Genomic DNA, 25,714 nt, shown 5'->3' with positions numbered 1-25,714 from the left:
TGCGCAAGTGCATGACTACAGCATCAGGGCCGCGGGCCCGGACGACCTGGACGGTGTGCGGGCCGTGATGCTCGACACCGTCTACCGCGACTTCGGCACCGGGTACGTGCCCCGGTGGCACGGCGACATCATCGACCCGGCCGCCGCCTATCTGGCCCCCTCGCGGCACACCCTCCTCGTCGCGACCGACCCGGACGGCGAGGTCGTCGCCACCGGAGCCCTCGACGCGCGTGGCCCCGCCCACCCGCCGAACCCCCGCCATGTCGCCGAGCGTTACCCCTCCGGGGAGACCGCCCAGGTGCGCCGGATCTACGTCCGCCCCGAGCACCGCCGACGCGGCCTCGCCCGACGGCTGGTCGCCGAACTGCTGGCGTTCGCCGCGGCCGACGGCGCCTACCGCGCCGTATATCTGCACACCGATCCGTCCGTTCCCGGCGCCGAGGCGTTCTGGCGGTCGCTCGGCAAGCTCGTGCACGACGAGCGCGACGACCCGGACGGCGGCAACGGCGTCCTGCACTTCGAACTTCCGATGGGACGGTGACCGGCCGATGCGCCGCCTCCGACTGCTCTGCGCGTTCCTCCTCACCCCGGTCCTGAGCGGCTGCTTCGCCTCCGAGGGCGCCGACGGCTCGGCCGACGACACGGCCGACGGCTCCCGGCTGCGGGTCGCCCTCGCCTTCCCGCCCGCCGAGAACCTCTCGCCGTACGGCGCCGACGCCACGATCCTCAGCCGCCTCGGCGTCACCGAGGGCCTGACCGCCCTCGACGCCAACGGCGCCGCGGCCCCCGCGCTCGCCTCGTCATGGCGGCGCGAGAACGACCGCACCTGGCTCTTCACCCTGCGCGAGGCCGACTTCCAGGACGGCACCGAGGTCACCCCGGCCGCCGTCGTCGCCTCCCTCACCCACGCCACCGAGGCCAAGCCGGCCCCGGCCGCCCTCGCCGGCGTGACCCTCACCGCGAAGGCCGAGGGGAGCACCGGCGTCCGGGTCACCACGAAGGACCCCGACCCCGTCCTGCCGCTGCGCCTGTCCAGCCCGAGCCTCGCCGTCCTCTCCGCGAAGGCCTACGCCGAGGAGGACGGCGTCGACCCGGTCGGCCACGCCACCGGGCCCTTCGAACTCACCAAGGTCATGGGCGCCACCGCCGCCACCCTCGACCGCTTCGCCGACTACTGGGGCGGCCGGGCCCAGGCCGCCGGGATCGACGTCAAGTTCGTCTCCGACGGCACCGCCCGCGCCAACGCCCTGCGCACCGGCCAGGTCGACCTCGCCGAGGCGATACCCGTCGCCCAGGCCGCCACCCTCGACAAGGGCCTGCGCAAGGCGACCGCCACGACCCGCACCACCAGCCTGCTGCTCAACACCGGGTCGGGGCCCTTCAAGAACGCCGGCCGCCGGGCCGCCGCCCGTCAGGCCGTCGACACCGCCGTGTTCGCCAAGGACGTGTACGAGGGATACGCGGACGCCGGCACCGGCATCTACGGACCCGCCGTCAGCTGGGCCGAGGGCAAGCGGACCGCACCGGGCGGACGTGCGCAGGCCGCCGACGCCGAAGGGACCGCGATCACCCTCGCCACCTACGACAACCGGCCCGAACTCCCCGAGGTCGCCCAGGTGTTGAAGCAGCAGCTGGAAAAGGCGGGATTCCGCGTCGACCTGGAGGTGCGCGAGTACGCACGGCTCGAAACCGACGCGCTGGACGGGAAGTTCGACGCGTTCGTCCTCGCCCGCAACACCCTCGTCGACACCGGCGACCCCGTCTCCGTGCTCGCCAGTGACTACACCTGCGACGGCGGCTACAACATCGCCCAACTCTGCGACCAGAGCGTGGACAAGGCCGTCGCCAGGGCCGAGGGCCTCGCCGACACCGACGCACGGCAGGACGCGGCCATGGCCGCCGAGGCGCGGATCCTGGGCACCGACGCCGTCGTCCCCCTGGTCCACCAGCGGATCATCACCGGCGTCGGCACCGGTGTGCGCGGCGCGCTCCTCGACCCCTACGAGCGCACGCTCGTCGGCATCGGCACCCGGCGCTGACGCATGCGGAACAGAGCGGCCGTGCTGCTGTGGCGGGCCGGGATCGCCGCCGCCCTGGTGTGCGCGATCGGCCTGCTGCCCTGGCTGACCCGCACCGACCCGGCCCTGACCGTGCTCAAGGCACGCTCGGCCGAACGCGATCCCGACCCCGCGGTACTCGCCGCCATCCGCGAGGAACTCGGCCTGGACGCGGGCCCGTTCCGTCTCCTCGGAGAGTGGCTGGGCGGGCTGTGGCGTGGGGACGCGGGACGGTCGTGGATCTCCGGCGACGCGGTCACGCCGGCAGTGCTCCAGGCACTGGGCGCCTCCCTGCTGCTGATGGCGGTGGCCCTCCTGGTCGCCGCCGTCACCGTCGCGCTGATCTGTGCGCGCACGCTGTGGCTGGGCGCGCACCGGCGGCTCGGCGGACGCCGCGCCGGTGGCAGCGGCTCCGCGGTCCTCGCCGCGCTGCCCGAGTTCCTCACCGCGTCCGTGCTCGCGACCGTCGTAGGCGTCCAACTCGGCTGGCTGCCCGCCCTCGGCTGGTACGGGCCCCGCTGGACGATCCTCCCCGCCCTCGCCCTCGGCCTGCCCGCGGGCGCGGTGCTCGGCCGGCTCCTCGACGACCTGCTGCCCGGCGCCTTCGCCGAACCCTGGGCACTGGCCGCCGCCGCACGTGGAGTGCCGGGCCGCTCCGTCGCCCGCCAGGCCGTCCGCCGCTGTCTGCCCGGACTCCTGCCCAACACCGGCCTGTTCGCGGTCGGCCTGACCGGCGGCGCGGTCGCCGTGGAGCAGATCTTCGACATCCCCGGCCTCGGCCGCACCACCCTCCAGGCGGCCCTCGCCCAGGACCTCCCCGTCCTCCAGGCCGGCACCCTCGCCCTCGTCCTGCTCGCGGCCGCCGCGGCGGGCCTCGCCGCCCTCGCCGGCCGCCTTCTCATCGGCCCCGCCCTGCGCGACGGCGCCCTGCCGTCCCTGCACGGCCCGAAACCCCCGGCCCGCACCCTTCAGCCCTTCGCGTACGGCGGGCTCCTCGCGCTCGTCATCGCCCTCGGACTGCCCCGCGACCCGCTCGCCCTCGACACCGGCGAGCGCCTCCAACCTCCGTCCCTCCAGCACCCGTTCGGCACCGACGGACTCGGCCGGGACCTGCTCGCCCGCGTCGGCCACGGCGCCCTCGACACCCTGCTGCTCGCCCTCGCGATCAGCGCCGCCGCGCTGCTGACCGGCGTCCTGCTGGGCCTGCTGCCCCGCGTCTCGGGGCCCCTCGTGGACACGATCGTCGCGCTGCCCCCGGTCCTCGTCGCCCTCCTCGTCACCGCCGTCGTCGGCGGCGGATCCGCCACCCCCGCCCTCGCCGTCGGCGGCGTCGCCTGGGCACCCCTGGCCGCCCACACCTCCGCACTCCTGCGCCAGGAACGCGCCGCCCTCCACATCACCGCCACCCGCGGCCTGGGCGCCGGGCGTTGGTATCTGCTGCGGCACGAACTCCTGCCCGCCGTGCTGCCGCCCGTCACCCGCCACGCCCTGCTGCGGCTGCCCGGCGTCGCCCTCGCCCTCGCCTCGCTCGCCTTCCTCGGCCTGGGCGCCCAGCCGCCCACCCCGGAGTGGGGCCTGCTGCTCGCCGAGAACCAGCCCTATGCCGAGCGCGCCCCCTGGGCCGTCCTCGCCCCGGCCGCGGCCCTCGCCCTGCTGGGCGCGCTGGCGGTGACCGCGGCGGGCGGCGTGCGGATGCCCCGACGCAAGCCGCGCCAGTCGGCGGCGGTACCTGAACAGCAGCCGCGTACAAGGGAATCGAAGGAACTGGCAGGAGTCCGATGAGCGGCCTGTCGATCGGTGTCCACAGGGCGCCGGACCGCACCGACCGCCTCTCCCCTCTTCTCCGCCTGCTGATCCTCACCCAACTCGCCTTCAACATCGGCTTCTTCGCCGTGCTGCCCTTCCTCTCCGAGCACCTCGGGCAGGCGGTGGGGATGGCGGGCTGGCTGGTCGGGTTCGTGCTGGGACTGCGGACCTTCAGCCAGCAGGGGCTGTTCGTGGTGGGCGGGGCGCTGGCCGACCGGTACGGCATCCGGCCCGTCGTCCTGGCCGGCTGCGCGCTGCGGATCGCCGGGTTCGCCTGGCTCGGGTACGCGACGCGGACCTGGGCGGTCATCGGTGCCGTCCTGCTGATCGGGTTCGCCGCCGCGCTGTTCTCACCCGCGGTCGAGTCCGAGGTCGCCCGGCAGGCGGTGGTCCACGAGGAAGCCACCGGAATCTCGCGCACCCGTGTCCTCGCGCTGTTCACGGTGGCGGGCCAAGCGGGCGCGTTCGTGGGGCCGTTGCTCGGCGCGCTGCTGCTGGCGGTGGACTTCCGGACCGTGTGCCTGGCGGGTGCCGGCGTCTTCGTCCTGGTGCTCGCCGGGCACGCCCGGCTGCTGCCCCAGCACATTCCCGGCCGTCACCGTGTCCAACTCCAGGGCGGGGTGGGGCTGTTGCTCCGCAACCGGCGCTTCCTCGCGCTGTGCTGCGCGTACGGTGCCTATCTCCTCGCCTACAACCAGCTCTACCTCGCCCTCCCGGCGGAGGTGGAGCGCGCCGCCGGTTCGCAGGCGCCCCTGGCCTGGCTGTTCGCACTGTCGTCGCTGCTGGTGGTGACCGCCCAACTGCCCGTCACCCGCTGGGTGGGCGACCGGCTGGAGCCGCGTCGCTCGATGGTGGCCGGGCTGCTGCTGATCTCCGCCGGCTTCGCCGTGGTGGCCCTGGCCCGCCCCGCCGACCGGACGGGTACGGCCGGGCTGCTGCCCGCGGCCGGTTTCGTCGTCCTGCTCACCCTGGGCCAGATGCTCGTCGCCCCCGTCGCCCGCGCCTGGGTCCCCGACCTCGCCGAGGACGGCCGGCTCGGCCTCTACACCGGGGCGCTGTCCTCCGTGTCGGGCCTCATCGTCCTGATCGGCAGCTCGGCGACGGGCACCCTCCTCGACACCGGGCTGCCCGCGGCCGTTCCCTGGCTGGTGCTGGCCGCCGTACCGGTGGCGGCGATCGTGCTGCTGCCGCGCCGGACGTAGGTCATCCCGCGACCAGCTCGCGCACGTCCTCCATCAGGACCGCCTCGACCCGCGAGGTCCGCAGCAGCCACAGCACATCCCGTCCGAACGACCACACCAGCGTCCCCAGCGCCGTCGCGACGACCGCGAACTCCAGGGCGTACGACAGCAGACCCGACGCGGCGAGGAGCAGGAACACACCCTGGAGCGCGGCGACCGTCTTGCGGGCGGTGCTCGGCGGGAGCGGGGCGTTGAGCCAGGTCCAGACGCGGGCGGCGGCCACGAAGGCGTAGCGCATGGCGCCGATGAGAAGGACCCACGGGCCCAGGGACATCGCGACGTACACACTCAGCACCAGGATCAGGAACGCGTCGACCTCCATGTCGAAGCGTGCGCCGAGCGGGGTGGACGTGCCGGTGCGGCGGGCCACCTTGCCGTCCACGCCGTCCAGGATCAGGGCCACCGCGGTGAGACCGACGAACAGCGTGACCGGTGGGGAGCTCTGGAAGGAGTCGGCGACCAGGGCGGTGACCCCGCCGACCAGGATGGAGCGGCCGAGGGTCACCCGGTTGGCGGGGCCGAAGGAGCGGGGCTGGGTGCGGTGCAGGGCCCGGGAGAGCACCGCCCAGGTGGCCACGGCGAAGGCGAGGCCGGTCAGCCAGCCCGCGGGACCCATGCCGATCGCGGTGCCGAGCAGAGCCAGCAACAGGATCTGGACACCCGCTCCGACAGCGGTCTCCTGCTGGACCAGCCTTGCGTCGTACGTGTTGTTCAGGGCCACCGAACATCCTCCGGCCGTGTGACAGAGTCGATCAACGCCGCGTACTGTGCGCGACCTGTGCACACCTCGGTACGTGAACTGCTTCCCGATCGTTCAGGAGGATGCCGATGAACCGCACCGCAAGGGCGTTCTGGCTCAACAGCCCCGGTGACGGCGAGATACGGGAGGTCACCCTTCCGGCCCCCGCCGAGGACGAGGTGCTGGTGCGCGCCCTGTGGTCCGGCGTCAGCCGTGGCACCGAGACCCTCGTCTTCCGCGGCGGAGTCCCCGCCAGCCAGCACGCGGCCATGCGCGCACCCTTCCAGGAGGGCGAGTTCCCCGCCCCCGTGAAGTACGGCTATCTCAGTGTCGGGGAGGTGGAGGAGGGCCCGGCCGAGCTGGTGGGGCGCACCGTCTTCTGCCTCTATCCGCACCAGACGCGGTACGTCGTCCCGGCCGCCGCCGTCACCGTCGTACCGGACTCCGTGCCCGCCGAACGCGCCATCCTGGCCGGCACCGTGGAGACCGCCGTCAACGCCCTGTGGGACGCGGCGCCGCTGGTCGGGGACCGGATCGCGGTGGTGGGCGGCGGGATGATCGGCTGCTCGGTGGCCGCGCTGCTCGCCCGCTTCCCCGGCGTCAGGGTCCAGTTGGTCGACGCCGACCCGGCCCGGGCCAAGACCGCCGAGGCGCTCGGCGTCGACTTCGCGTTGCCGTCGGACGCGCTCGGCGAGTGTGACCTCGTCGTGCACGCCAGCGCCACCGAACAGGGCCTGACCCGCGCGCTGGAACTCCTCACCGCCGAGGGCACCGTCCTCGAACTGAGCTGGTACGGCGACCGGCAGGTCAGCCTCCCGCTCGGCGAGGCCTTCCACTCCCGTCGCCTCGTCATCCGCTCCAGCCAGGTCGGCACCGTCTCCCCGGCCCGCCGCGCCAGCCGCACCTACGCCGACCGGCTCGCCCTCGCCCTCGAACTGCTCGCCGACCCGTCACTCGACGCGCTCATCACGGGGGAAAGCGTGTTCGAGGAGTTGCCGGCCGTGATGCCGAGACTCGCGGCGGGGGAGATTCCGGCCCTTTGTCACCGCATCAGCTACGACAAGAGCGCCTGACCTGAGAAAAGAGTGAGAGGGAGCTGAACAAGGGGAAGCGAAGAGCCGTACTACACGGCATCCCGGCGGCGATCAGGCCGAGGGGATCAGACGCGCCGCACCTGGAGGGTCGTCCGTTGTTCAGTGTCACCGTCCGCGATCACATCATGATCGCCCACAGCTTCCGCGGCGAGGTCTTCGGACCCGCGCAGCGCCTGCACGGAGCGACGTTCCTCGTGGACGCCACCTTCCGCCGGGAACAGCTGGACGACGACAACATCGTCGTCGACATCGGACTCGCCACCCAGGAGCTCGGCGCCGTAGTCGCCGAGCTGAACTACAGAAACCTCGACAACGAGCCCGACTTCGCCGGGATCAACACCTCGACGGAGTTCCTGGCCAAGGTCATCGCCGACCGGCTCGCCGAGCGCATCGAGAAGGGCGCGCTCGGCGAAGGGGCCCGGGGCATCGCCGCCATCGGCGTCACGCTCCACGAGTCGCATGTCGCGTGGGCGAGTTACGAGCGTGCGCTGTGACCGACGTGACCCTGGAGAAGACCGCGACACCGTCGCTCGGTTACGTGCCCGTCCAGCACTCCGCCCTCAAGAACGCCGACATCATCCCCATGTCCCTGCGCTCCGTGCACTTCGTCCTGCCGGGCGGTGTCGACGACCCGGCGACCCCCAGCGGCGGCAACGCCTATGACCGGCGGGTGAGTCTCGATCTGCCCGGCTTCGGCTGGCAGGTCCACAAGCACGCCGTGGACGGCGAGTGGCCCCGCCCCGGCGCCGCGGCCCGCGCCGAACTCGCCCGCACACTGCGGGAGTTCGCGGACGGCACGGTCGTCCTGCTGGACGGGATCGTCGCCTGCGGGGTCCCCGAGATCGTCGTCCCGGAGGCGGAACGCCTGCGGCTCGCCGTCCTCGTCCACCTTCCGCTCGGCGACGAGACCGGCCTGGATCCCCTGGTGGCCGCCGAGTTGGACGCCAAGGAGCGCGCGGTCCTGCGGGCCGTGCCCGCGGTCATCGCCACCAGCGACTGGGCGGTCCGCCGCCTCGTCTCCCACCACGGCCTGGCCCCGGAACGCGTCCATGTCGCCGCCCCCGGCGCCGACATCGCCCCGCTCGCCTCCGGAACCGACGGCGTCTCACGCCTGTTGTGTGTCGCCGCGGTCACGCCCCGCAAGGGCCAGCACCGGCTGATCGAGGCGCTGGCGACGGTACGGGACCTGCCCTGGAGCTGCGTCTGCGTCGGCGGCCTCGCCCAGGACCCCGAGTACGTCGGCCAACTCCGCTCCCTGATCGCGAAGTACGGCCTGGAGCACCGGCTGGAACTGGCCGGACCGCAGGCCGGCGCCCAGCTCGACGCCAGCTACGCCGCGGCCGACCTGATGGTCCTCACCTCCTACGCCGAGACCTACGGCATGGCGGTCACCGAGGCCCTCGCCCGCGGCATCCCGGTCCTCGCGACCGACGTCGGCGGCCTCCCCGAGGCGGTCGGACGCGCCCCCGACGGGGGAGTGCCCGGCATCCTCGTCCCGCCGGAGGACCCCGCCGCCCTCGCCGCGGAACTGCGCGGCTGGTTCAACGAGGCGGACGTACGACGCCGGCTGAAGGCGGCTGCCCGGGGCCGACGGGCCGCCCTGGACGGCTGGGCGACCACGGCCCGCAGCCTGGCCGGAGTACTGGGCCGACTGCCGAACGAACCCAGGAGGGCGGCATGAGGAAGACGGCTACCACGGAACGCGCCGGCAGGATCCCGGCCCAGCCGGGGCCGCGGGGCGCGACGGGCGGCGGCGCGGAAGCGTCCCCGCTAGCGCCGACCGACGCAAGCATCGAGGAGTCGCTCATGACGGAGCCGGCCGCGGACTCCGTGATCCCCGGCGCGGACGCCGACACCGACTCCGTCATCCCCGGCGCGGGCCCCGCCGCCGTCCGTCCCGGAGAGCGCCCCACCGTGCGGCTGCGTGAGGACGGGCCCGGGGAGCAGCCCCGGTACGCCCCCGAGTGGCTGGAGCTGCGCGAGCCGGCCGACGCCTCCGCGCGGGCCCACGATCTGCTCGACCCGCTGCGGATCCGGCTGGCGAACCTGCCCGGCAAGGCCGGTCTGGTCATCCACGACCTGGGCTGCGGCACCGGCTCGATGGGCCGCTGGCTCGCCCCGCTCCTCGACGGCCCGCAGCACTGGATCCTGCACGACCGCGACCCCTACCTCCTGCACTTCGCCGCCGTCGCCTCCCCGCGCGTCGCCGCCGACGGCAGCCGTGTCACCGTCGAGACCCGCCGCGGCGACGTCGCCCGGCTCACCCCGGACGCCCTCTCCGGCGCCTCCCTGGTGACCGCCTCCGCGCTCCTCGACGTCCTCACGCGCGAGGAGATCGACACCCTCGCCGAGGCCTGCACCGGGGCCGGCTGCCCGGCGCTGCTCACCCTGTCGGTGGCCGGCCGCGTCGAGCTCAGCCCGGCGCATCCGATGGACACGGAGATCATGGAGGCGTTCAACGCCCACCAGCGACGCTCCGGCCTCCTCGGCCCGGACTCGGTCACCGCGGCCTGCGAGGCCTTCTCCGAACGCGGCGCGACGGTACGGCTGAACCCCAGCCCCTGGAGGCTCGGCCCCGCCGAGGCCGCGCTCACCGCGCAGTGGCTGCGCGGCTGGGTGGGCGCCGCCGTGGAGCAGCGCCCGGAGCTGAAGGAGTCGGCCGACCGCTATCTCCGCGACCGGCTGGAGGCCTGTGAGGCGGGCGAGTTGACCGTCCTCGTCCACCACACCGACCTGCTGGCGCTGTCCCGGCCGACGGGCGGGGCGGCATGAGCGTGGAGACGGTTCGGGCGTATGTGGTGCGCAGGCCGTCGGGCGAGCGGAAGAACCGAGGGACCGGGGCCCGAGCATCAGCCGTGCCGGTCGGGGCGCCGGGAAGGGACGTTTCTGCCGAGGCCGATCCCCGGTCGGCGAGCGCTGCCGTTCCCACCGGTACCGCCCCGGCGAGCGCTGCCGTTCCCACCGCCGCCGCCCCGGCGAGCGCTGCCGTTCCCACCGCCACCGCCCCCCACACCGCGGGGCTCGCCCTCGTCCCGCCCGTCAAGGCCGTCCCCCCACCGGACGTCGCCGTCTCCGGCTCCCGTATCGGCGTGATCGTCGCCGCCCCCCGCCCCGAAGCCGCCACCCCCCGCTGGCGTACCGTCCTCGCCCGCCTCAAGTCCCCCGCCGTACGCACCCACGTGGGCAGTGCCGTGGGTGTCCTGATCCTCGCCGTGCTGCTGTGGCGGCTCGGTACCGGCGTGTTCCTGGACGGGCTGCGGCGGATCGACGGCGGGTCGCTGGTCGCCGCGCTCGGGATCGGTGTCGTCACGACGGTGTTCAGCGCCTGGCGCTGGCAGTTGGTGGCCCGGGGCCTGAAGATCCGGCTGCCGCTCGGACCCGCCGTCGCCGCCTACTACCGCGCCCTGTTCCTCAACGCGGCGCTCCCCGGCGGTGTCCTCGGCGACGTCCACCGGGCGGTGCGGCACGGGCAGAGCACCAAGGACCTTGGGCGCTGTGTGCGGGCCGTCGTCCTCGAACGGGTCGCGGGGCAGCTCGCGTTGGCCGTGGTCGGCGCCGGTGTGCTGCTGACCATGCCGTCGCCCGTGCTGAACCAGGCCCGTGATCTCGCGCCGGTGCTGCTGTTCGCCCTGGTGGGCGCGCTGGCCGTCGTCCTCGCCCTGCGGATGAACCGGGCGCCGGCGCGGTGCGGCCGGGCGCTGAACGAGGTCCGCGCAGGGCTGCTCTCGCGGCGGAACGGACCCGGGGTCGCCCTGTCGTCCCTCGTCGTTCTCGCCGGGCACGTCGGGATGTTCGTGCTGGCCGCCCGAGTCGCCGGGTCGGCCGCCTCCGTCGCCGCACTGCTGCCGATCGCCGTGCTGGCCCTGGTCGCCATGGGCCTGCCGCTCAACGTGGGCGGCTGGGGGCCGCGCGAGGGCGTCACCGCCTGGGCGTTCGGCGCGGCCGGCCTCGGTGCCAGCAGCGGGCTGGCCGTCGCCGTGGTGTACGGGGTACTCAGCCTCGTGGCCAGCCTGCCGGGGCTGTTCGTCCTGCTCGCCCGTTACCCGCGCACGGAGTCACCGGAGCCCACGGAACCGTCGTCGGAGGTGAGCAGCGAGAAATACGGCCCGAACGAATCCGCCAGGCTCTCCAGCAGCGTTCTGCCCTTTTCCGCCGAACCCAGCGAGGGACGCCCGATGACACCCGAATCGGTATAGGCGGACATACCGAGGGTGAGCAGATGACGACGGTCGTCCGCGACGAAATCGGAGGTCTCATAGCCGGGTCGGACGAATTCGGGATGAGCGTGCAGAAGGATGGAGGTCTCGATTTCCCCCGCGTGCATGTCGGTGAGCAGCGACGTGACCACCCCCGCCCGCTCGCGCGCCGACTCCCAGTCCTCCGCGGCCGGGAACAGCGCCATGTGCTCGCCGCGGGAGGAGGATTCCTGAACGACGTTGCCCAGTACGTAGTTTCCGCCGTGTCCGTTGACCACGACGAGGGCCTCCACCCCCGAGCGGCGGAGCGAATCCGCTATGTCCCGTATCACCGAGTGAAGGGTCACCGAGGAGATGCTGACGGTCCCCGCCCAGGCCGCGTGCTCGTGCGAGCAGGAGATCGTCACCGGCGGAAGGAGGTGCACCGGGTACGCCGCGGCGATCTCCCGGGCGATGGCACAGGCGACGAGGGTGTCGGTCGCCAACGGCAGGTACGCGCCGTGCTGTTCGAAGCTCCCGACGGGCAGCACCGCCACCTGTCGTGAGACATTCGCGCCCCGCGTCCGTACGTCTTCCGTGGTGTCCGCCGGCAACGGACCGTATGCCGCCGACCGCGCCCTCGAATCACTCATTCTTTCACGGCCTTTCGTCTCTGCTTAGGAACTCGAGAATCATGACAGACAACATTGGTGTCCTCGGCAAGAAGTCCCCGCAGCGCACCGGCGTGGAACGCATAGTGAATGCCCCGCTGCCCACCGTGTACGGGCAATTCCGGGCGGTCGGCTATCTCGACCACGACCGCGGCGACGAACAGGTGGCTCTCGTGCACGGCGAGATCGGCACCGACGACGTCCTCGTGCGGCTGCACTCCGAGTGCCTCACCGGTGACGCCTTCGGCTCCCGGCACTGCGAGTGCGGCGAGCAGCTGGACTCGGCCATGCGGGCCGTCGTCGCCGAAGGCAGCGGCATCGTCGTCTACTTGAGGGGCCACGAGGGCCGCGGCATCGGACTGCTCGCCAAGCTGCGCGCCATGGCCCTGCAGGCGGAGGGCCTGGACACCGTGGAGGCCAATCTCGCCCTCGGCCTGCCGGTGGACGCCCGCGACTACGGCGTCGCCGCCGGCATGCTGCACGACCTCGGCGTGAACAGCGTCCGCCTGATGTCCAACAACCCCGACAAGCGCGAGGCGCTGATACGGCACGGCATCGAGGTCACCGAGACGGTGCCGCTGCTGATCCAGCCGTGCGAGAGCAACATCACCTACCTGCGCACCAAGCGGGAGCGCCTGGACCACCATCTTCCGCATCTGGACGCGGTGGCCCACCTGTCCTGATTACGGGGACCGGAGTCCGGACAGGAAGAGGGGACCGACCGATCCCGTCACCCCTGGGAGGCTCGCCCGTGAGGATGCAGGCACAAGCCGTCGTGATCGGCGGCGGAGTGATGGGCACGAGCATCGCCTACCACCTCGCCGCCGCCGGTGTCCGCGACGTCGTACTCGTCGAACGGGACGAACTGGCCTCCGGCTCCACCTCGAAGGCGGCGGGCGGGGTGCGGGCCCAGTTCTCCGACGAGCTCAACGTGCAGCTCGGGGCGCGCAGCCTGGCCGCGTTCGGCCGGTTCCGGGAGGAGATCGGGTACGACATCGGGCTGCACCGCGTCGGCTATCTGTTCCTGCTGTCGACCCCCGAGGACGTCGCCTCCTTCGAGGCGGGCGTACGGCTGCAGAACGCGCTCGGTGTGCCCAGCCGCATGCTCACCCCGAAGGAGGCCCGTAAGCTCTCCCCGCTGGTCCGCACCGAGGGCCTCCTCGCCGCCGCCTACTCGCCCGACGACGGCCACTGCACCCCTGAGGCCGTGGTCCACGGCTACGCCTCCGCCGCCCGCGCCCTCGGCGCCCGCGTCCTGCGCCACACCGAGGTCACCGGCATCGAACTCCACGGCGACCGGATCACCGCCGTGTCCACCACGCTTGGCCGGATCGCCACCGACACGGTGATCTGCGCGGCCGGACCCTGGTCCCGGGCCGTCGGCCGGATGGCCGGCGTGGAGCTGCCCGTGGAGCCGCTGCGCCGCCAGATCGCCGTCACCGAGCCGGTCCCCGGCCTGCCCCCGGGGCTGCCCATGACCATCGACTTCAGCACCACGCTCTACTTCCACCGCGAGGGCCCCGGCCTCCTCCTCGGCATGTCCGATCCCGACGAACGCCCCGGCTTCGCCACCGACACCCATGACCGCTGGATCCCGCGGCTGGCCGCCGCCATGGAACACCGCGCCCCCGCCCTCCTGGACCTGCGCCGCACCGGCGGCTGGGCGGGTCTGTACGAGGTCACCCCGGACCACAACGCGCTGATCGGCGAGGCCACTTCGGTCTCCCGCTTCCTGTACGCCACCGGCTTCTCCGGCCATGGTTTCCTCCAGGGCCCGGCCGTCGGCGAGGTGGTCCGTGACCTGGTCCTGGGCCGCGTACCCTTCGTGGACGTCAGCCCGTTGAACGCCGGCCGGTTCGCGGCCGACGCCCCGCGCCCGGAGGCCAACTGCGTATGACCGAGCTCCATCTGTGGCTGCGCCACGAGGTCCGTCCCACCGAGCGACGCACCCCGATCGTGCCGTCCGACGCCCAGCGGCTCGTCGAGAGCGGGGTGACCCTGACCGTGGAGGAGTCCCCGCAGCGGATCTTCCCGGTCGAGGAGTACGAGGCGGCCGGCGCCCGGGTCGCGCCCGCGGGGTCGTGGGAGTCGGCGCCGGCGGAGGCCGTGATCCTGGGTCTGAAGGAACTCCCGGACGGGCCCAACCGGTTGGCGCACCGGCACATCTTCTTCGGCCACGCCTACAAGCGACAGCCGGGCGCCGCCGAGTTGCTGCGCCGGTTCAGCGCCGGGGGAGGGGAACTCCTCGACCTGGAGTACCTGGTGGACGACAGCGGGCGCCGTCTCGCCGCCTTCGGGTACTGGGCCGGGTACCTGGGCGCCGCCCTCGCCGTGCTCCAGCACCGGGGCCGCCTCGCCACGCCGCTGACACCCACCTCCAAGAAGGAGCTGGACGAGACCCTCCGGCCCGCCGCCGGGGACCCGGACTTCACCGCGCTGGTGATCGGCGCCCTCGGCCGCAGCGGACGCGGCGCCCGCGTGGCCCTGCGAGCGGCCGGCGTCGAGCCCACCGCCTGGGACCTGGACGAGACCCGGGACCTGGACCGCCCGGCCCTCCTCGCCCACGACCTGATGGTGAACTGCGTCCTCGCCACCACCCCGATCCCGCCCTTCGTCCGCGAGGAGGACCTGGACGACCCCGCCCGCCGGCTGCGCACCCTCTCCGACGTCACCTGCGACGTCGGCTCGCCGCTCAACGTCCTGCCGGTCTACGACCGCACCACCGAGTGGACCGAACCGGTACGACGGCTGCGCAAGGAGCCCCCGCTCGACCTGATCGCCATCGACAACCTGCCGTCACTGCTGCCGAAGGAGTCCAGCGAGGACTTCTCCGCCTCACTGCTGCCCCTGCTCCTCGACTTCGCGACCGGCGGCAGCTGGGGGCGCGCTCTGGACCGGTTCCATCAGGCGTGCCGGGAACACGGAATCGTAGAAGGGGAATTGCCGCATGACTGACCTGGTTCCCGCGAGCGGCACCGTCCACTGGATCGGCACCGGTCTGTCCACGGGCAGCGGACTGGCGGAGCTGTGCGAGAGCGCCGGCCGGGTGCGCGTCTGGCATCGCACCGAGGAACGCGCGGCCGAGGCCCTCGACCGGCTGGGCCTCGCCGGTCGCGCCGAGCCCCGCGCCTACACCCTGGACAGGCTGACGGCGGCCCTGGCGCCCGGGGACGTCGTCGTGTCGATGCTGCCCGCGCCCGAACACGCCGGGATCCTCGCGGTCTGCGTCGCCTCGCGTGCCCACTTCGCCTGCTCCAGCTATGTGTCCGACGCGGTCCTCGATCAGGTCCCCGCGGCTGCCGAGGCCGGGCTCGTCGTCCTCACCGAGGCGGGCCTCGACCCGGGCATCGACCACCTCTTCGCGCACAGTCTCGTCGCCCGCGGCCGGGAGGCGATCGGTGACGGCACAGCGGCCTCGTACCGCCTCACCTCGTACTGCGGCGGCATCCCCGCGGTGCCCAACGACTTCAGGTACCGCTTCAGCTGGGCGCCCCTCGGTGTCCTCAACGCCCTGCGCTCGCCCGCCCGTTACATCCGGGACGGCGCCGAGACCACGGCCGCGCGGCCCTGGGAGGCGACCCGGCCGCACCTCGTCGACGGGGAGACCTTCGAGGTCTACCCGAACCGGGACAGCGTGCCCTTCGTCGAGCAGTACGGCCTGCCGTCCGCCTGGAAACCGCAGACCTTCGTGCGGGGCACCCTGCGCCTGGAGGGCTGGCTGGAGGCCTGGGGTGCCGTGTTCGAGGAGCTCAAGGCGGGGGACGACGCCCGGATCGCCGCCCTGGCGCAGGAGTTGGCGGCCGCCTATCCCACGACGGACGCCGACCGGGACCGGGTCGTCCTCGCCGTGTCGCTGGACGTGGCCGGTCCCGCGGGGCAGGCGTGGTCGGGCAGCTATCTGCTCGATCTGACGGGGGACGCGGAGGAGAGCGCGATGGCCCGCTGCGTCTCCCGCACCCTCGCCCTCGGCGTCCGCCACATCCTGGACGGCTCCCTGCCACCCGGCCTGAACCGCGCCGCCGAGACGGCGGCGCGGTCGGAGGAATGGCTGCGCGAACTCGCCCTGGAAGGCATGGACTTCACCCTGCGAGTGGACTCCTGATCAGTCCGTCACGGCCTCGTGCACCAGCCGCTTCAGCTCGGGGTAGAGCGTGTGCGAGCCCTTGGGCCGGACCTGCGTCATGAACTGCACCGTCAGATCACGGCGCGGGTCGACCCAGAACGTCGTCGTCGCGACCCCGCTCCAGCCGAACATGCCGAGGCTCGTCGGGGCCTTCGTGCGCTCCGGGTCGATCACCACGGAGACACCGAGACCGAAGCCGACCCCGTCGTTGCCGGGCTCGTCATGGGCGGGACGGCTGCCGAAGGCGCGCAGATCGGCGCCGCCCGGCAGCTGGTTCGAGGTCATCAGGTCCACCGTGCCGGGGGACAGCAGCCGGACGCCGTCGAGTTCGCCGCGCCGCCGCAGCAGCTCCATGAACCGGTGGTAGTCGTACGCGGAGGCCACCATGCCGCCGCTGCCGGACAGGAACCGGGGACGCCCGAACAGCGGCAGACCGGCGATCGGCTCGATGCCGCCGTCCTCGGTGTCCCCGTACAACTCGGCCAGTCTGCCCGCCTGTTCGTCGTCCACGCGGAATCCGGCGTCGGGCATCCCGAGCGGCCCGAAGATCCGCTCCGCGAAGAACGTGTCCAGCGGCTGCCCGGACACCACCTCGATGACCCGGCCCAGCACATTGGTGGCGACCGAGTAGTTCCACTGCGTGCCCGGCTCGAACTGGAGCGGCAGGCTCGCGTACACGTCGACCGTCTCGGCGAGCGTCGAACCCGGCACCACGGACGACTCCAGGTCGGCCTCGCGGTAGAGGGCGTCGACCGGATGGCAGCGGTACGAGGCGAAGGTCAGTCCGGCAGTGTGGGTCATCAGATGCCGGACCAGTACGGGCCCGGCGGCGGGGCGGGTCCTGATGTCGGCGCCGGAGCCTCCGTCGTGGACCCGCATGTCGGCGAAGGCGGGCACATGCCGGGCCACCGGGTCGTCCAGCGACAGCTTCCCCTCCTCCACCAGGAGCAGCGCGGCGACCGAGGTGACGGGCTTGGTCATGGAGTAGATCCGCCACAGGGTGTCGGACGTGACGGGCAGCCCGGCCGCCAGGTCGCGCCGGCCGTGCGCGGTGAGGTGCGCGACCCGGCCGCCGCGGGCGACGGCCACGAGGAAGCCGGGCAGCCGCCCCTCGTCGACGTAGTGGGCGACGTGCTGGTCGAGGCGGTCCAGCGCCTTCGCGTCCAGCCCGACCTCGCCCGGGTCCACCTCTTGCCGCAGCTGTGCCATCGCTCTCCTCCGAATACGCTCGTCGAGGTGCGATCCGGCATACCCAGCCGCAGCGACCTCAGACCTCATCGTCGCTCAGCAACCCGCGAACGTCCCTGTACCCGGCCATGATCGGCGGACGTGGCGGACTCCGGCTGCCCCGGCAGCACCCCGCTCGCCACCGCCCCGGCCACCGCCACGACGGCGAGCACCACCAACGCCCCCCGCCCCATCAGCAGGGTCGCGACGGCCACCCCCAGCACCGGCCCGACGTTCATCGCCGTCTGCTGGAGCCCGCCAGCGACCCCGGCCGACTCGACGGGACTGTGCCGTACGACGACATGGGTGGCCGCCACCATCACGGTGCCGAACCCGGCGCCCAGCAGGGCGAATCCGGCGCACAGCGCGAAGGTGCCGGTGGCTCTGTCCAGCGTCAGCACCCCCGCCGCGAGGACCGCCATCGCGGTCACCGATGTACGCCGGGCCCCCACCCGGCGCAGCAGGACCGCGCACAACGGAGCCGCGCCCACCATCAGCACCGCCAACGGGAGGCAACGCAGGGCACTTTGGAGCGGGTCCAGGCCGAGCGTGTACTGGAGGGTGTACGTGCTCACGAACAAGGTGCCCGACAACGCGGCCGACGCGGCGACCAGGACACCGAGCGCCGGTCCCGCGACGGCCCGCGGGAGCAGCGGGCTCGCGGTACGGCGTTCATGGCGCAGAAAGGCCGCACCGGCGACCACGGAGGCGGCCAGCCCGAGCCACCGCAGGGACACCAGCGCATGGACCAGGCACCCCAGGGTCACCGCCAGCAGCAGGGCACCCGGCACGTCCAGCCGCACCGGCACCGCCCGCTCCGGTTCGCGACGGTCCGGCGGGAGCGGTCCCGCCGTCCGTTCCGGTTCGCCACGGTCTGGCGGGAGCGGTCCCGCCGTCCGTTCCGGTTCGCCACGGTCTGGCGGGAGCGGTCCCGCCGTTCGTTCCGGTTCGCGACGGCCTGGCGGGAGCGGTACCGCCGTCCGCACCGGCTCCCGGCCGGTCAGTGTGAGCAGCCCGAACACCAGCGCCGGTGCGACGTTGAGGAAGAACACCGCCCGCCAGCCGGGCCCGGCCACCAGCACCCCGCCCACCAGCGGCCCCACCGCGGCCGACACTCCGATGGCGGCGGTCCGCACCGCGATCGGCGTCCGCAGCCGGTCCGGCGGATACGCGGCCCGCAGCATGCTGAGCGTGGCCGGTTGCAGGAGCGCCCCGAACACCCCCTGCACGACCCGCAGTCCGACCACCCACCCGATCCCGGGCGCCAGCCCGATGCCCGCCGAAGCCGCCCCGAACCCGAGCATGCCGATGGCGTAGAGCCGCCGGTGCCCGTACCGGTCGCCGAGTCGCCCGGCGAACACCAACAGCCCTGCGACGGCGATGAGATATCCGGTGCTGGTCCACTGGACCTGCGCGAAGGACGCCCCCAAGTCCCGTTGCAGGGTGGGCTGGGCGATGGTGAGGACGGTGCCGTCGAGGGCGACGATCACGGCGCCGACCACGCTGCTCGCGAGCGCGAGACCCGGTTTCACGCGCCATCCTGACCGAGGTGCGCGTCGAGGGCCGACCGCAGCAGGGGTGCGAAGTCGGCGGATCCCGTGGCCAGTTGGAGGCTGCCCCAGCCCCAGAGCTGGGCGATGCCGTGCAGGTTCGCCCACAACGCGCCCGCGACGAGCCGGGCGTCCATGTCGGGGCGGACCCGGCCGACCAGTTCCACCAGGCGCCCGAAGAGCGGCAGGCTGGTGTCCCGCAGGCCCAGATGGCCGCTCTCCAGCAGATCGTGACGGAACATCAGCTCGTACATTCCGGGGTTCTCCAGCGCGAACGCCAGGTAGGTGCCGGCGAGTTCGGTCAGCTGGGCGCGCGGCCCCGCCGTACCGTCACCGACCGCCGCCGTCACCCGCTCCGCGAGCTCACCGAAGCCGCGGCGCGCGATGGCCGACAGCAGCTCCAGGTGGGTCGGGAAATACCTGCGCGGCGCCCCGTGCGAGACGCCTGCCCGGCGGGCGATCTCCCGCAGGGTCAGGGCCTGCGCGCCCTCCCGGGCCACCAGCTCCACTCCGACATCGACCAGCCGGGCCCGCAGCCCGGTCTCGGGTTCATGCATAGACAGTGTCTACCAAGAGGAGGTAGACACTGTCTACCCGGAATGAGGGCGGCCCGTGATGGGGTTGATCCGTGCATGACTCAGAACGCGCTGCTCCAGTTGCTCGGCACCGGACACGGCGGGGTGCTGGTCACCCTCAAGCGGGACGGCCGGCCCCAGCTGTCCAACGTCAGCCACGCCTACTACCCGGACGAGGGTGTCATCCGGGTCTCGATCACCGACGACCGTGCCAAGACCCGCAATCTGCGCCGCGATCCCCGGGCGTCGTACCACGTCACCAGCCCCGACCGACGGGCCTACACGGTCGCCGAGGGCACGGCCGAGCTCACGCCCGTGGCCAAGGACCCCTACGACGACACCGTGGAGGAGCTCATCCGCCTCTACCGCGATGTCCAGGGCGAACACCCCGACTGGGCGGACTACCGCGCCGCGATGGTTCGCGACCGACGGCTGGTGCTGCGGCTGAGGGTGGAGCGGGCGTACGGCATCCCCGAGGGCGCCAACCGCGGGTAGCGGGCTCTGGTCCGGGAGGTCCGGGAGGTTCGGGAGGTCTAAGAGATCCGGGAGGTCCGGAAGGTTCGGAAGGTCCGGGGTCTACGACCCGTCACGCTCCGGCCCGCGGGGCCGGAAACCCGTGCGTGCGCGCCCCCACCACCACGGCCACCACCGGCACCAGCAGCGCCAGCACACTCCACGGGAACGCGGTCGCGCCGAACAGACCGAGCAGGAGGCCGCCGACCGCGCCGCCGCCCGCCATCGCCGCGTTCCACAGGGTGACGAGCATGGCCTGCGCGGCGTCGGCCTGTTCGCCGCCCGCGTCGGCCACCGCGGTCTGCAACAGGGTGGGCGCACCACCCCAGCCGAGCCCCCAGAGCACGGCGGCGACGTACACCGGGGCTGGGGTGTCGGCGAACACCGCCAGCAGCGCCGCCGCCGCGCCCACCAGCACCGTGCTCGCGACCGTCAGGGCCCGCAGCCGCCGGTCGATGAACCCGCCCACGATCCAGATGCTCAGCAGCGAGGCGCCGCCGAACACCAGCAGCACCAGGTCGGTCGAGCCGCCGAGGCCGAACTCGTCGAGGAACGTGGCGATGTACGCGTAGAGCACCGTGTGCGCCAGCACGAAGACCAGCGTGACGAACAGGACCGGCACCACCCCGGGCACCGACAGCACCCGCGCCACGGGCACCCGGCCGGCGCGCTCCTGGCCGGGCCGGTCCGGCACCCCCAGCGCGATCCAGCCCAGCAGCAGCACGGCGACGCCGGTCATCAGCGCGAACGCCCACCGCCAGCCCAGCGCCCCGCCGAGATACGTGCCCGCGGGCACCCCGACCGACAGTGCCACCGGCACGCCGGTCATCACGACGGCGACCGCCCGGCCCTGGAGCGGGCCGGGTACGAGCCGCCGCGCGTAACCGGCGAGCAGCGCCCAGGCGAGCCCGGCGGCCACACCGGCGACGAACCGCGCCGCCATGGTGAGGGCGTAGTGCCCCGAGACGGCCGTGACCGTGTTGGCCACGGCGAAGCCCGCCATCGCCGCGAGCAGCAGCCGCTTGCGCCGCCAGGTGGCTGTCGCCGCGGACAGCGGGATCGCGGTGAGCGCCGTGCCGACGGCGTACACGGTCACCGCCTGACCGGCCGCCGACTCGCTGACCCCGAGATCCCCGCTCATCGCGGGCAGCAGGCCGGCCGGGAGGGTCTCGGTGAGGCTGGTGACGAAGACGGCGGTGGCGAGCGCGAGGAGGGCGGGGAGGGGGAGGGTTCGGGCGGTTTCGGGAGCTGTGGTCGTGGTCGTCATACGGGGAGCGTCCGCCTTGACACTGGTGTCAGGTTCAAGGGCGAACCAGCTGATGACCAGTCATCTCCCGTTCCGGCCGCTAGGGTTGATCCACTGCGGACGCCGACCGACGGGGGAGTGCACGGCATGCTGGATCCGATCTCGCTGGGTGCCATCGGCGCGGTGCTCGGAGCCGTCGGGTCGGGTATGGCGAACGAAGCGGGCAAGTGGGCCTGGGAGTCGGCCGGCGGCCTGGTCCGCCGTATCGCCGGACGCGAGGTGCCCGCCCCGACGACCCCCGGTCAACTCGACGACGTGGCACGGCTGGTGCACGAGCGGGTGCACGGCGACCCGCAACTCGCCCAGGCCTGGGCACAGTTCGCGCGCAGCGTGCGCGCACCCGGCACCGGCTCGCGCGACCGTCGCCCCACCCTGCCCACCGCACCGCACTTCTTCACCGACCGCCGCCAAGCCCTGAAACTCCTCGACAAGGAGGCGTCCCGCGCCTTCGCCGGACGCCCCCGCCGGGCCCTGCTGCACGGCCCCGAGGGCATCGGCACCAGCGCCCTCGCCGTGCACTGGGGCTGGCGGCAGACCGCCCGCTTCCCCGACGGCCAGCTCTACGCCGATCTGCGCGCCCTCGCCCCCGAAGCGGTCCTCGGCACCCTGCTGCGCGGGCTCGGCGTGCCGGACGCGGAGACACCCCCGGCCGTCGCCGACCGCGCCGATCTCTTCCGGCGCTGCCTCGCCGACCGGCGGCTGCTCGTCGTGCTCGACCACGCCCGGTCCGCCGCACAGGTGCAGCCCCTGCTGACCTCGGCGCCGGACGTCTTCACGATCGTCGTGACCCGGCAGCCCCTCGTCGGCCTGGACGCCCTGCGCGTCCCGGTCGGCCCGCTGGAGCGACGGGACGCCGTACGGCTGCTCACCGACCTGGTCGGCAAACCGGCCCTCGCCCAGGCCCGCGCGACCCTGCCGACGGTGCTGGAACGGTGCGCGGGCTCGCCGTACGCGCTCCGGGCGGCGGCACCGCGACTGGCCGAGGCGCAGACCGGCGCCAGGGCGGAGAGGGACCCCGTCCAGACCGCCGCCGAGGACTCGTACCGGCTGCTGACACCCCCCGCGGCCCGTCTCTACCGCCTCGCCGGTCTCCGCGACTGGCCCGCCCTCGACGCGTCGGCGGCCGCGCGCGCCGCGGACATCGACCCGACCGCGGCGGCCGGGCTCCTGGACGAACTCACCGACGCCCTCCTCCTCGAACGCACCGACAGCGGCCGTCACCGCTACCGGCCCGCCGTCCGCGCCCACGCCGAGCGCACGGCCGCCGTCGTCGACGGAGTGGCGGGCTGCTCGGCCGCCGTCGCCAGGACGGTCGAGGGCTACCGCGACCTGGCGGTGGGCGCGGCCAAAGCAGCGCTGCCGGAGAGCTGGCGCGCCCCCTCCGCCGACTCGCCCGTCACCTTCCCGGACCGCGGCGCGGCCGTCGCCGCCCTCGTCGCCGAGGCCCCGAACCTCGTCCAGGCCGTGCACGCGGCGGAGGAGTTCCGCGACCCGGACACCGTCGTCCTGCTCTGCCAGGCGCTGTGGCCCCTCCAACTCAAGGCGGGCCACCACGAGACGTTGCTGCCCGCGCTGCGCACCGGCGCCCGTACGGCCGACGAGCACGTCCCCGGCACCCGTGTCGCAGGCGCCCTGCACGCCCAACTCGCCCACACCCTCACCGAGTTGCGGCGTTGGGACGAGGCCGAGCCCGAGACGCTGGCCGCCGCCCACGCCGAGCGGGCCGCGGGACACGTACGCGGCCACGCCTCGGCCATCGAGTTCCTCGGCCTGCTGAGGCTGCGGCAGTGGCGTTTCCAGGACGCGTACGACCGCTTCGACGAGGCCCACGGCATTCTCGACGGCATCGGCCCCGGAGACGAGGGCGCCGCCGATCTCCCGCGCGCCCGCGCCCTGTTGGAGCGCCACCGCGGACGCGCCCTGCGCGGTCTCGGGCGCCGGGAGGAGGCGGCGGAGCGCCTCGGTCTCGCCCTGCGCTTCTTCCGCGACACCGGCGAGGCCTACAACACCGCCCGCACCCTCACCGACCTCGCCGAGACCCATCTCGACGGCGGCGACACCGGCACCGCGCTGCCACTGGTCGACGAGGCTCTGGCGGCGCTCGCCCGGGAGCACGCCGAGTACCACGTGGCCCGGCTGCGGGTGCTGCGGGAGCGGTGCGTCACGCCCGAGTGACCGCCACCGGGCGGACGTTCGTTCCCGTGCGGACCGCGACCAGCTCCGCGGGCGGCCTGCCCGCGGCCAGCCACGCGTGCAGGGCGGAGGCCGCTGCCGCCGGGTCTGCCCCGGTCTCCAGCCGGAACACACCTCCCGCGCGCGCCCGCACCACGCAGGAACCTGGGCCGGTGACATACGCCGCGAGCGCGCAGTGCGGATACCGGTCGAGCACCTCCGCCGTCCAGGCGGCGGGAGAGCCGAAGCGCGGATCATCAGGGGCGGCGTACCGGAACACCACGTCGGCCAGCGGGAGTTGGTCGGTCTCCCGGGTGTCCTCCGGTACGGCGAGATGTGCCTCCGCGTCGGTCCACGACGCGGGGTGCGGGCCCGCGTACCGGGTGACCTGGACCTCGCCGGGGCCGAGGAGACTGGTCAGCGCGAGGAGGGGCACGGCGGGGGACGCCGGTTCGTACGGCGGCAGGGGAAGCGGTTCGAGGCGGGCCGGCCAGTCGGGTTCGGGGACGCCGATCAGGTCGTAGAAGAGGCGCCGCAGGCGGGATGCCGCCTCGCCGGGTACCGAGCTGATGAACTCGGGCCGTTCTGAGGGGGGTTCGGCGATCAGGGCGTCGACCTGCGGACGCAGCGGCCGGGTCACGTCCAGGCGGGGTGCCGTCCTGACGAACTCGTGGACCGGGGCCTCGGGGTCGAGACCGGTGAGTGGCGCCGCGCCCAGCAGGACGGGGGTGCCGAGGGCGGCGGCGTAGTAGGTCACCGAGCCGTGGTCGCCGATCACCGCGTCGGCGGCGAGGAGGGCCTGGCGCCAGCCGTGCAGGGGGTCGATCAGGGCCAGGCCGGCACGGCCGGCGCGGTCGAGCCAGGCACGGATCTGCCCGGGGCCGTGACCGTGCCAGACGTTGGGATGCAGCACGGCGGCGAGACGGTACTCGTCGGCCGGGAACTCCGAGGTCAGGCGCGGCAGCAGCGCGGGCAGGACGTCGGCGCCGCCGCCCCCGTCGCCGAACAGCGACTCGGGGTTCCAGGTGGAGCTCAGGACGATCAGCCGCTGCCCGTCGCGCACGCCGAGAGCCCGGCGGAAGCGGTCACGGTGGGGGCGGGCCGCCAGTATGCGGTCCCAGCAGGGGTCGCCCGCGACGACGGCCGTGGGCGCGGCCTCGGGACAGACGCGGCGCAGGCGGTCGTACTGCTCGGGGTGGGAGAGCACGAGGGCGTCGGCGACCGGTTTCCCGTCCTCGTCGAGGAGCCACTCCCGTGACATCCCGAAGACCGGTTCCGACCCCGCGTCCAAGCCGCCTGCCGTCGGGTGTCGGGTGTCGGGTGTCGGGTGTCGGGTGTCGGGTGTCGGGTGTCGCCAGCCTTTTAGTGTATCCGACACCGTGTGACAGCACGGTCAATACACCGGAAACCGACCGGAGTTGGCCGCCGAAGCTCGCAGAGAGCGCGAGTGCGACCGGGGTGCTGATCGCCTGCTCCCACGGCACGACGGGCACACCGACCTCGGCGAGCAGCTCCGTCACGCCCGCCTCGAACGCGGACGACCCCGGGCACGTCACCAGCAGCTGCACCCTCAAGTCGTCGTGGAACAGCGGCAGTACGTCCAGGAGCCGGGTCGCCGCGGTGACGTTGTGGACGACGAGGAGCACCCGCTCGACACGCCCCCGGGTCGCCCAGCGGGCCGCGTCGTCGCCGACCGGCACCCGTATCCACCCGGCCCCCGCCACGCCCCCGCCCGCCTCTCGCCGCCCGCTCGTGTGATCGGGCCACGATAGACAACCGCCGCACCGTGCGCACCGGCCGCCCCTGAAATCGGCCGGTACGCACGGGGGCCGTCCGCCCCGCCACCGAAGTGCGGAGAGGGCCTGGTCAGCGGTGTTCCGCACGGCTCGTACCGGCCGATGGTCTTGCCGCGGGCGTCCCCTGTCAACGGGGCGGCGCCGAAGAGGTCCTACTCCTCGGGGCGCAGGACGCACGACCGATGGCCCGGCGCACCCCCCGACCCTAGGCTGCCGATGGTCCCACCGCTGCGGAGAAAGAGGTCACGATGCCCGTCAACGGCCGCAGCCACATCCGAGTCGCCCGCCCGTCCCGTGATCTCGCCGCGGCCGAACGCTTCTGGGCGGGCGGGCTCGGCCTCGCCGTCGTCTGGCGTGCCGAGGGCGGCACCGAACCCGGCGAGCACGACCTGCTCATGCTCGGCTGGCCGGACGCCGACTGGCATCTGGAACTCGTCCACGAACCCGCCCGCCCGGTCGAGCCACGGCCCACCGAGGAGGACCTCCTGGTCATCTACGTCGACGGGCCCGTCCCCGAGGACCTGGTCACCCGGCTCGAACAGCACGGCGGCAAGCGGGTCTCCTCACCGAACCCCTACTGGAACGAGTGGGGCGTCACGATCGAGGACCCGGACGGCTACCGCCTCGTGCTGTGCGAGCGAGCCTGGTCCAACACCTGAGCGTTCCCGC

At 73.6% G+C, this 25,714-nt stretch carries 23 protein-coding genes and 1 pseudogene; 17 read left to right on the top strand and 7 right to left on the bottom strand.

Annotated elements, in window-relative coordinates; translation table 11 throughout:
* The first annotated feature begins 7 nt into the window (after positions 1 to 7).
* The 4 genes from OG885_RS07895 to OG885_RS07880 are packed head-to-tail and all read left to right on the top strand — an operon-like array spanning position 8 to position 5,065.
* Positions 8 to 541 (top strand): GNAT family N-acetyltransferase, encoded by a 534-nt coding sequence (locus OG885_RS07895; RefSeq protein ID WP_405728138.1) that lies wholly within the window; start codon positions 8 to 10, stop codon positions 539 to 541.
* Between the two features lie 7 nt (positions 542 to 548).
* Entirely contained in the window at positions 549 to 2,039 is a 1,491-nt protein-coding gene (locus tag OG885_RS07890; RefSeq protein WP_405728135.1) for an ABC transporter substrate-binding protein, read from the top strand.
* Between the two features lie 3 nt (positions 2,040 to 2,042).
* The gene (locus OG885_RS07885) at positions 2,043 to 3,839 is read left to right on the top strand and encodes an ABC transporter permease subunit (RefSeq protein WP_405728132.1); all 1,797 of its coding nucleotides are present in this window, start codon (positions 2,043 to 2,045) and stop codon (positions 3,837 to 3,839) included.
* Positions 3,836 to 5,065, top strand: coding sequence for an MDR family MFS transporter (locus tag OG885_RS07880; RefSeq protein ID WP_405728129.1), 1,230 nt, complete (start codon positions 3,836 to 3,838; stop codon positions 5,063 to 5,065). Before OG885_RS07885 ends, OG885_RS07880 begins: the two co-directional genes overlap by 4 nt.
* Before the next feature lies 1 nt (position 5,066).
* Here OG885_RS07880 and OG885_RS07875 read toward each other — a convergent pair whose 3' ends face one another.
* Positions 5,067 to 5,825 (bottom strand): CDP-alcohol phosphatidyltransferase family protein, encoded by a 759-nt coding sequence (locus tag OG885_RS07875; RefSeq protein WP_405728126.1) that lies wholly within the window; start codon positions 5,823 to 5,825, stop codon positions 5,067 to 5,069.
* Positions 5,826 to 5,932: 107 nt separating this feature from the next.
* Between OG885_RS07875 and OG885_RS07870 the strand changes: the two genes are divergently transcribed.
* From OG885_RS07870 to OG885_RS07850, 5 genes and pseudogenes are all read left to right on the top strand, one after another.
* The gene (locus tag OG885_RS07870) at positions 5,933 to 6,916 is read left to right on the top strand and encodes a dehydrogenase (protein ID WP_405728123.1); all 984 of its coding nucleotides are present in this window, start codon (positions 5,933 to 5,935) and stop codon (positions 6,914 to 6,916) included.
* 116 nt (positions 6,917 to 7,032) lie between these two features.
* Positions 7,033 to 7,431 carry a 6-carboxytetrahydropterin synthase gene (locus tag OG885_RS07865; protein ID WP_079309409.1) on the top strand — a complete coding sequence of 133 codons (399 nt, stop codon included), beginning with the start codon at positions 7,033 to 7,035 and terminating at the stop codon, positions 7,429 to 7,431.
* Complete coding sequence (locus OG885_RS07860; RefSeq protein ID WP_405728119.1) at positions 7,428 to 8,618, top strand: glycosyltransferase family 4 protein; 1,191 nt, start codon at positions 7,428 to 7,430, stop codon at positions 8,616 to 8,618. Before OG885_RS07865 ends, OG885_RS07860 begins: the two co-directional genes overlap by 4 nt.
* On the top strand, positions 8,615 to 9,709 hold the full coding sequence (locus OG885_RS07855) for a class I SAM-dependent methyltransferase (protein WP_405728116.1): 1,095 nt from the start codon (positions 8,615 to 8,617) through the stop codon (positions 9,707 to 9,709). The genes OG885_RS07860 and OG885_RS07855 overlap by 4 nt, the downstream gene beginning before the upstream one ends.
* Positions 9,706 to 10,896 (top strand): annotated as a pseudogene (locus OG885_RS07850) (YbhN family protein); the annotation flags it as partial. The gene OG885_RS07855 and the pseudogene OG885_RS07850, both read left to right, overlap by 4 nt.
* 80 nt (positions 10,897 to 10,976) lie before the next feature.
* Here OG885_RS07850 and OG885_RS07845 read toward each other — a convergent pair.
* On the bottom strand, positions 10,977 to 11,765 hold the full coding sequence (locus OG885_RS07845) for a creatininase family protein (RefSeq protein ID WP_405728113.1): 789 nt from the start codon (positions 11,763 to 11,765) through the stop codon (positions 10,977 to 10,979).
* Between the two features lie 41 nt (positions 11,766 to 11,806).
* On the opposite strand from OG885_RS07845, the gene ribA reads away from it, so the two are divergent.
* From ribA to OG885_RS07825, 4 genes are all read left to right on the top strand, one after another.
* Positions 11,807 to 12,466: a GTP cyclohydrolase II gene (gene ribA, locus OG885_RS07840; RefSeq protein WP_399964338.1), complete on the top strand. Its 660-nt coding sequence runs from the start codon at positions 11,807 to 11,809 to the stop codon at positions 12,464 to 12,466.
* 74 nt (positions 12,467 to 12,540) lie between these two features.
* Positions 12,541 to 13,680, top strand: coding sequence for an NAD(P)/FAD-dependent oxidoreductase (locus OG885_RS07835; RefSeq protein ID WP_405742639.1), 1,140 nt, complete (start codon positions 12,541 to 12,543; stop codon positions 13,678 to 13,680).
* Positions 13,677 to 14,738 carry a saccharopine dehydrogenase gene (locus OG885_RS07830; RefSeq protein WP_405728109.1) on the top strand — a complete coding sequence of 354 codons (1,062 nt, stop codon included), beginning with the start codon at positions 13,677 to 13,679 and terminating at the stop codon, positions 14,736 to 14,738. Before OG885_RS07835 ends, OG885_RS07830 begins: the two co-directional genes overlap by 4 nt.
* Entirely contained in the window at positions 14,731 to 15,885 is a 1,155-nt protein-coding gene (locus OG885_RS07825) for a saccharopine dehydrogenase family protein (RefSeq protein ID WP_405728106.1), read from the top strand. Before OG885_RS07830 ends, OG885_RS07825 begins: the two co-directional genes overlap by 8 nt.
* Here OG885_RS07825 and OG885_RS07820 read toward each other — a convergent pair whose 3' ends face one another.
* The 3 genes from OG885_RS07820 to OG885_RS07810 form a co-directional block, all read right to left on the bottom strand.
* Positions 15,886 to 17,115, bottom strand: coding sequence for a serine hydrolase domain-containing protein (locus tag OG885_RS07820; RefSeq protein ID WP_405728103.1), 1,230 nt, complete (start codon positions 17,113 to 17,115; stop codon positions 15,886 to 15,888).
* Between the two features lie 65 nt (positions 17,116 to 17,180).
* Positions 17,181 to 18,665, bottom strand: a complete 1,485-nt coding sequence (locus OG885_RS07815) for an MFS transporter (protein ID WP_405728100.1) — start codon at positions 18,663 to 18,665, stop codon at positions 17,181 to 17,183.
* A complete protein-coding gene (locus OG885_RS07810; protein ID WP_405728097.1) occupies positions 18,662 to 19,240 on the bottom strand; it encodes a TetR/AcrR family transcriptional regulator in 579 nt (192 codons plus the stop codon). The genes OG885_RS07815 and OG885_RS07810 overlap by 4 nt, the downstream gene beginning before the upstream one ends.
* Before the next feature lie 75 nt (positions 19,241 to 19,315).
* On the opposite strand from OG885_RS07810, the gene OG885_RS07805 reads away from it, so the two are divergent.
* Entirely contained in the window at positions 19,316 to 19,753 is a 438-nt protein-coding gene (locus OG885_RS07805) for a PPOX class F420-dependent oxidoreductase (protein ID WP_405728094.1), read from the top strand.
* A 91-nt stretch (positions 19,754 to 19,844) separates the two neighbouring features.
* Here the strand turns inward: OG885_RS07805 and OG885_RS07800 are convergent, their stop codons facing one another.
* Positions 19,845 to 21,038, bottom strand: a complete 1,194-nt coding sequence (locus OG885_RS07800) for an MFS transporter (RefSeq protein WP_405728091.1) — start codon at positions 21,036 to 21,038, stop codon at positions 19,845 to 19,847.
* Between the two features lie 126 nt (positions 21,039 to 21,164).
* Here OG885_RS07800 and OG885_RS07795 point away from each other — a divergent pair, with 126 nt between their 5' ends.
* Positions 21,165 to 23,252, top strand: a complete 2,088-nt coding sequence (locus OG885_RS07795) for a tetratricopeptide repeat protein (protein ID WP_405728088.1) — start codon at positions 21,165 to 21,167, stop codon at positions 23,250 to 23,252.
* Here OG885_RS07795 and OG885_RS07790 read toward each other — a convergent pair.
* The gene (locus tag OG885_RS07790; RefSeq protein ID WP_405728085.1) at positions 23,239 to 24,510 is read right to left on the bottom strand and encodes a hypothetical protein; all 1,272 of its coding nucleotides are present in this window, start codon (positions 24,508 to 24,510) and stop codon (positions 23,239 to 23,241) included. The two genes, OG885_RS07795 and OG885_RS07790, sit on opposite strands and share 14 nt — an antisense overlap.
* A gap of 197 nt (positions 24,511 to 24,707) precedes the next feature.
* On the opposite strand from OG885_RS07790, the gene OG885_RS07785 reads away from it, so the two are divergent.
* The gene (locus tag OG885_RS07785) at positions 24,708 to 25,007 is read left to right on the top strand and encodes a hypothetical protein (protein WP_405728082.1); all 300 of its coding nucleotides are present in this window, start codon (positions 24,708 to 24,710) and stop codon (positions 25,005 to 25,007) included.
* A 286-nt stretch (positions 25,008 to 25,293) separates the two neighbouring features.
* Complete coding sequence (locus OG885_RS07780) at positions 25,294 to 25,704, top strand: VOC family protein (RefSeq protein WP_405728079.1); 411 nt, start codon at positions 25,294 to 25,296, stop codon at positions 25,702 to 25,704.
* Positions 25,705 to 25,714: the final 10 nt, after the last annotated feature.

The organism is Streptomyces sp. NBC_00028 (assembly GCF_045041065.1).
Taxonomy (GTDB): Bacteria; Actinomycetota; Actinomycetes; order Streptomycetales; family Streptomycetaceae; genus Streptomyces.
This window is presented reverse-complemented; position numbering and strand designations above follow the sequence as displayed.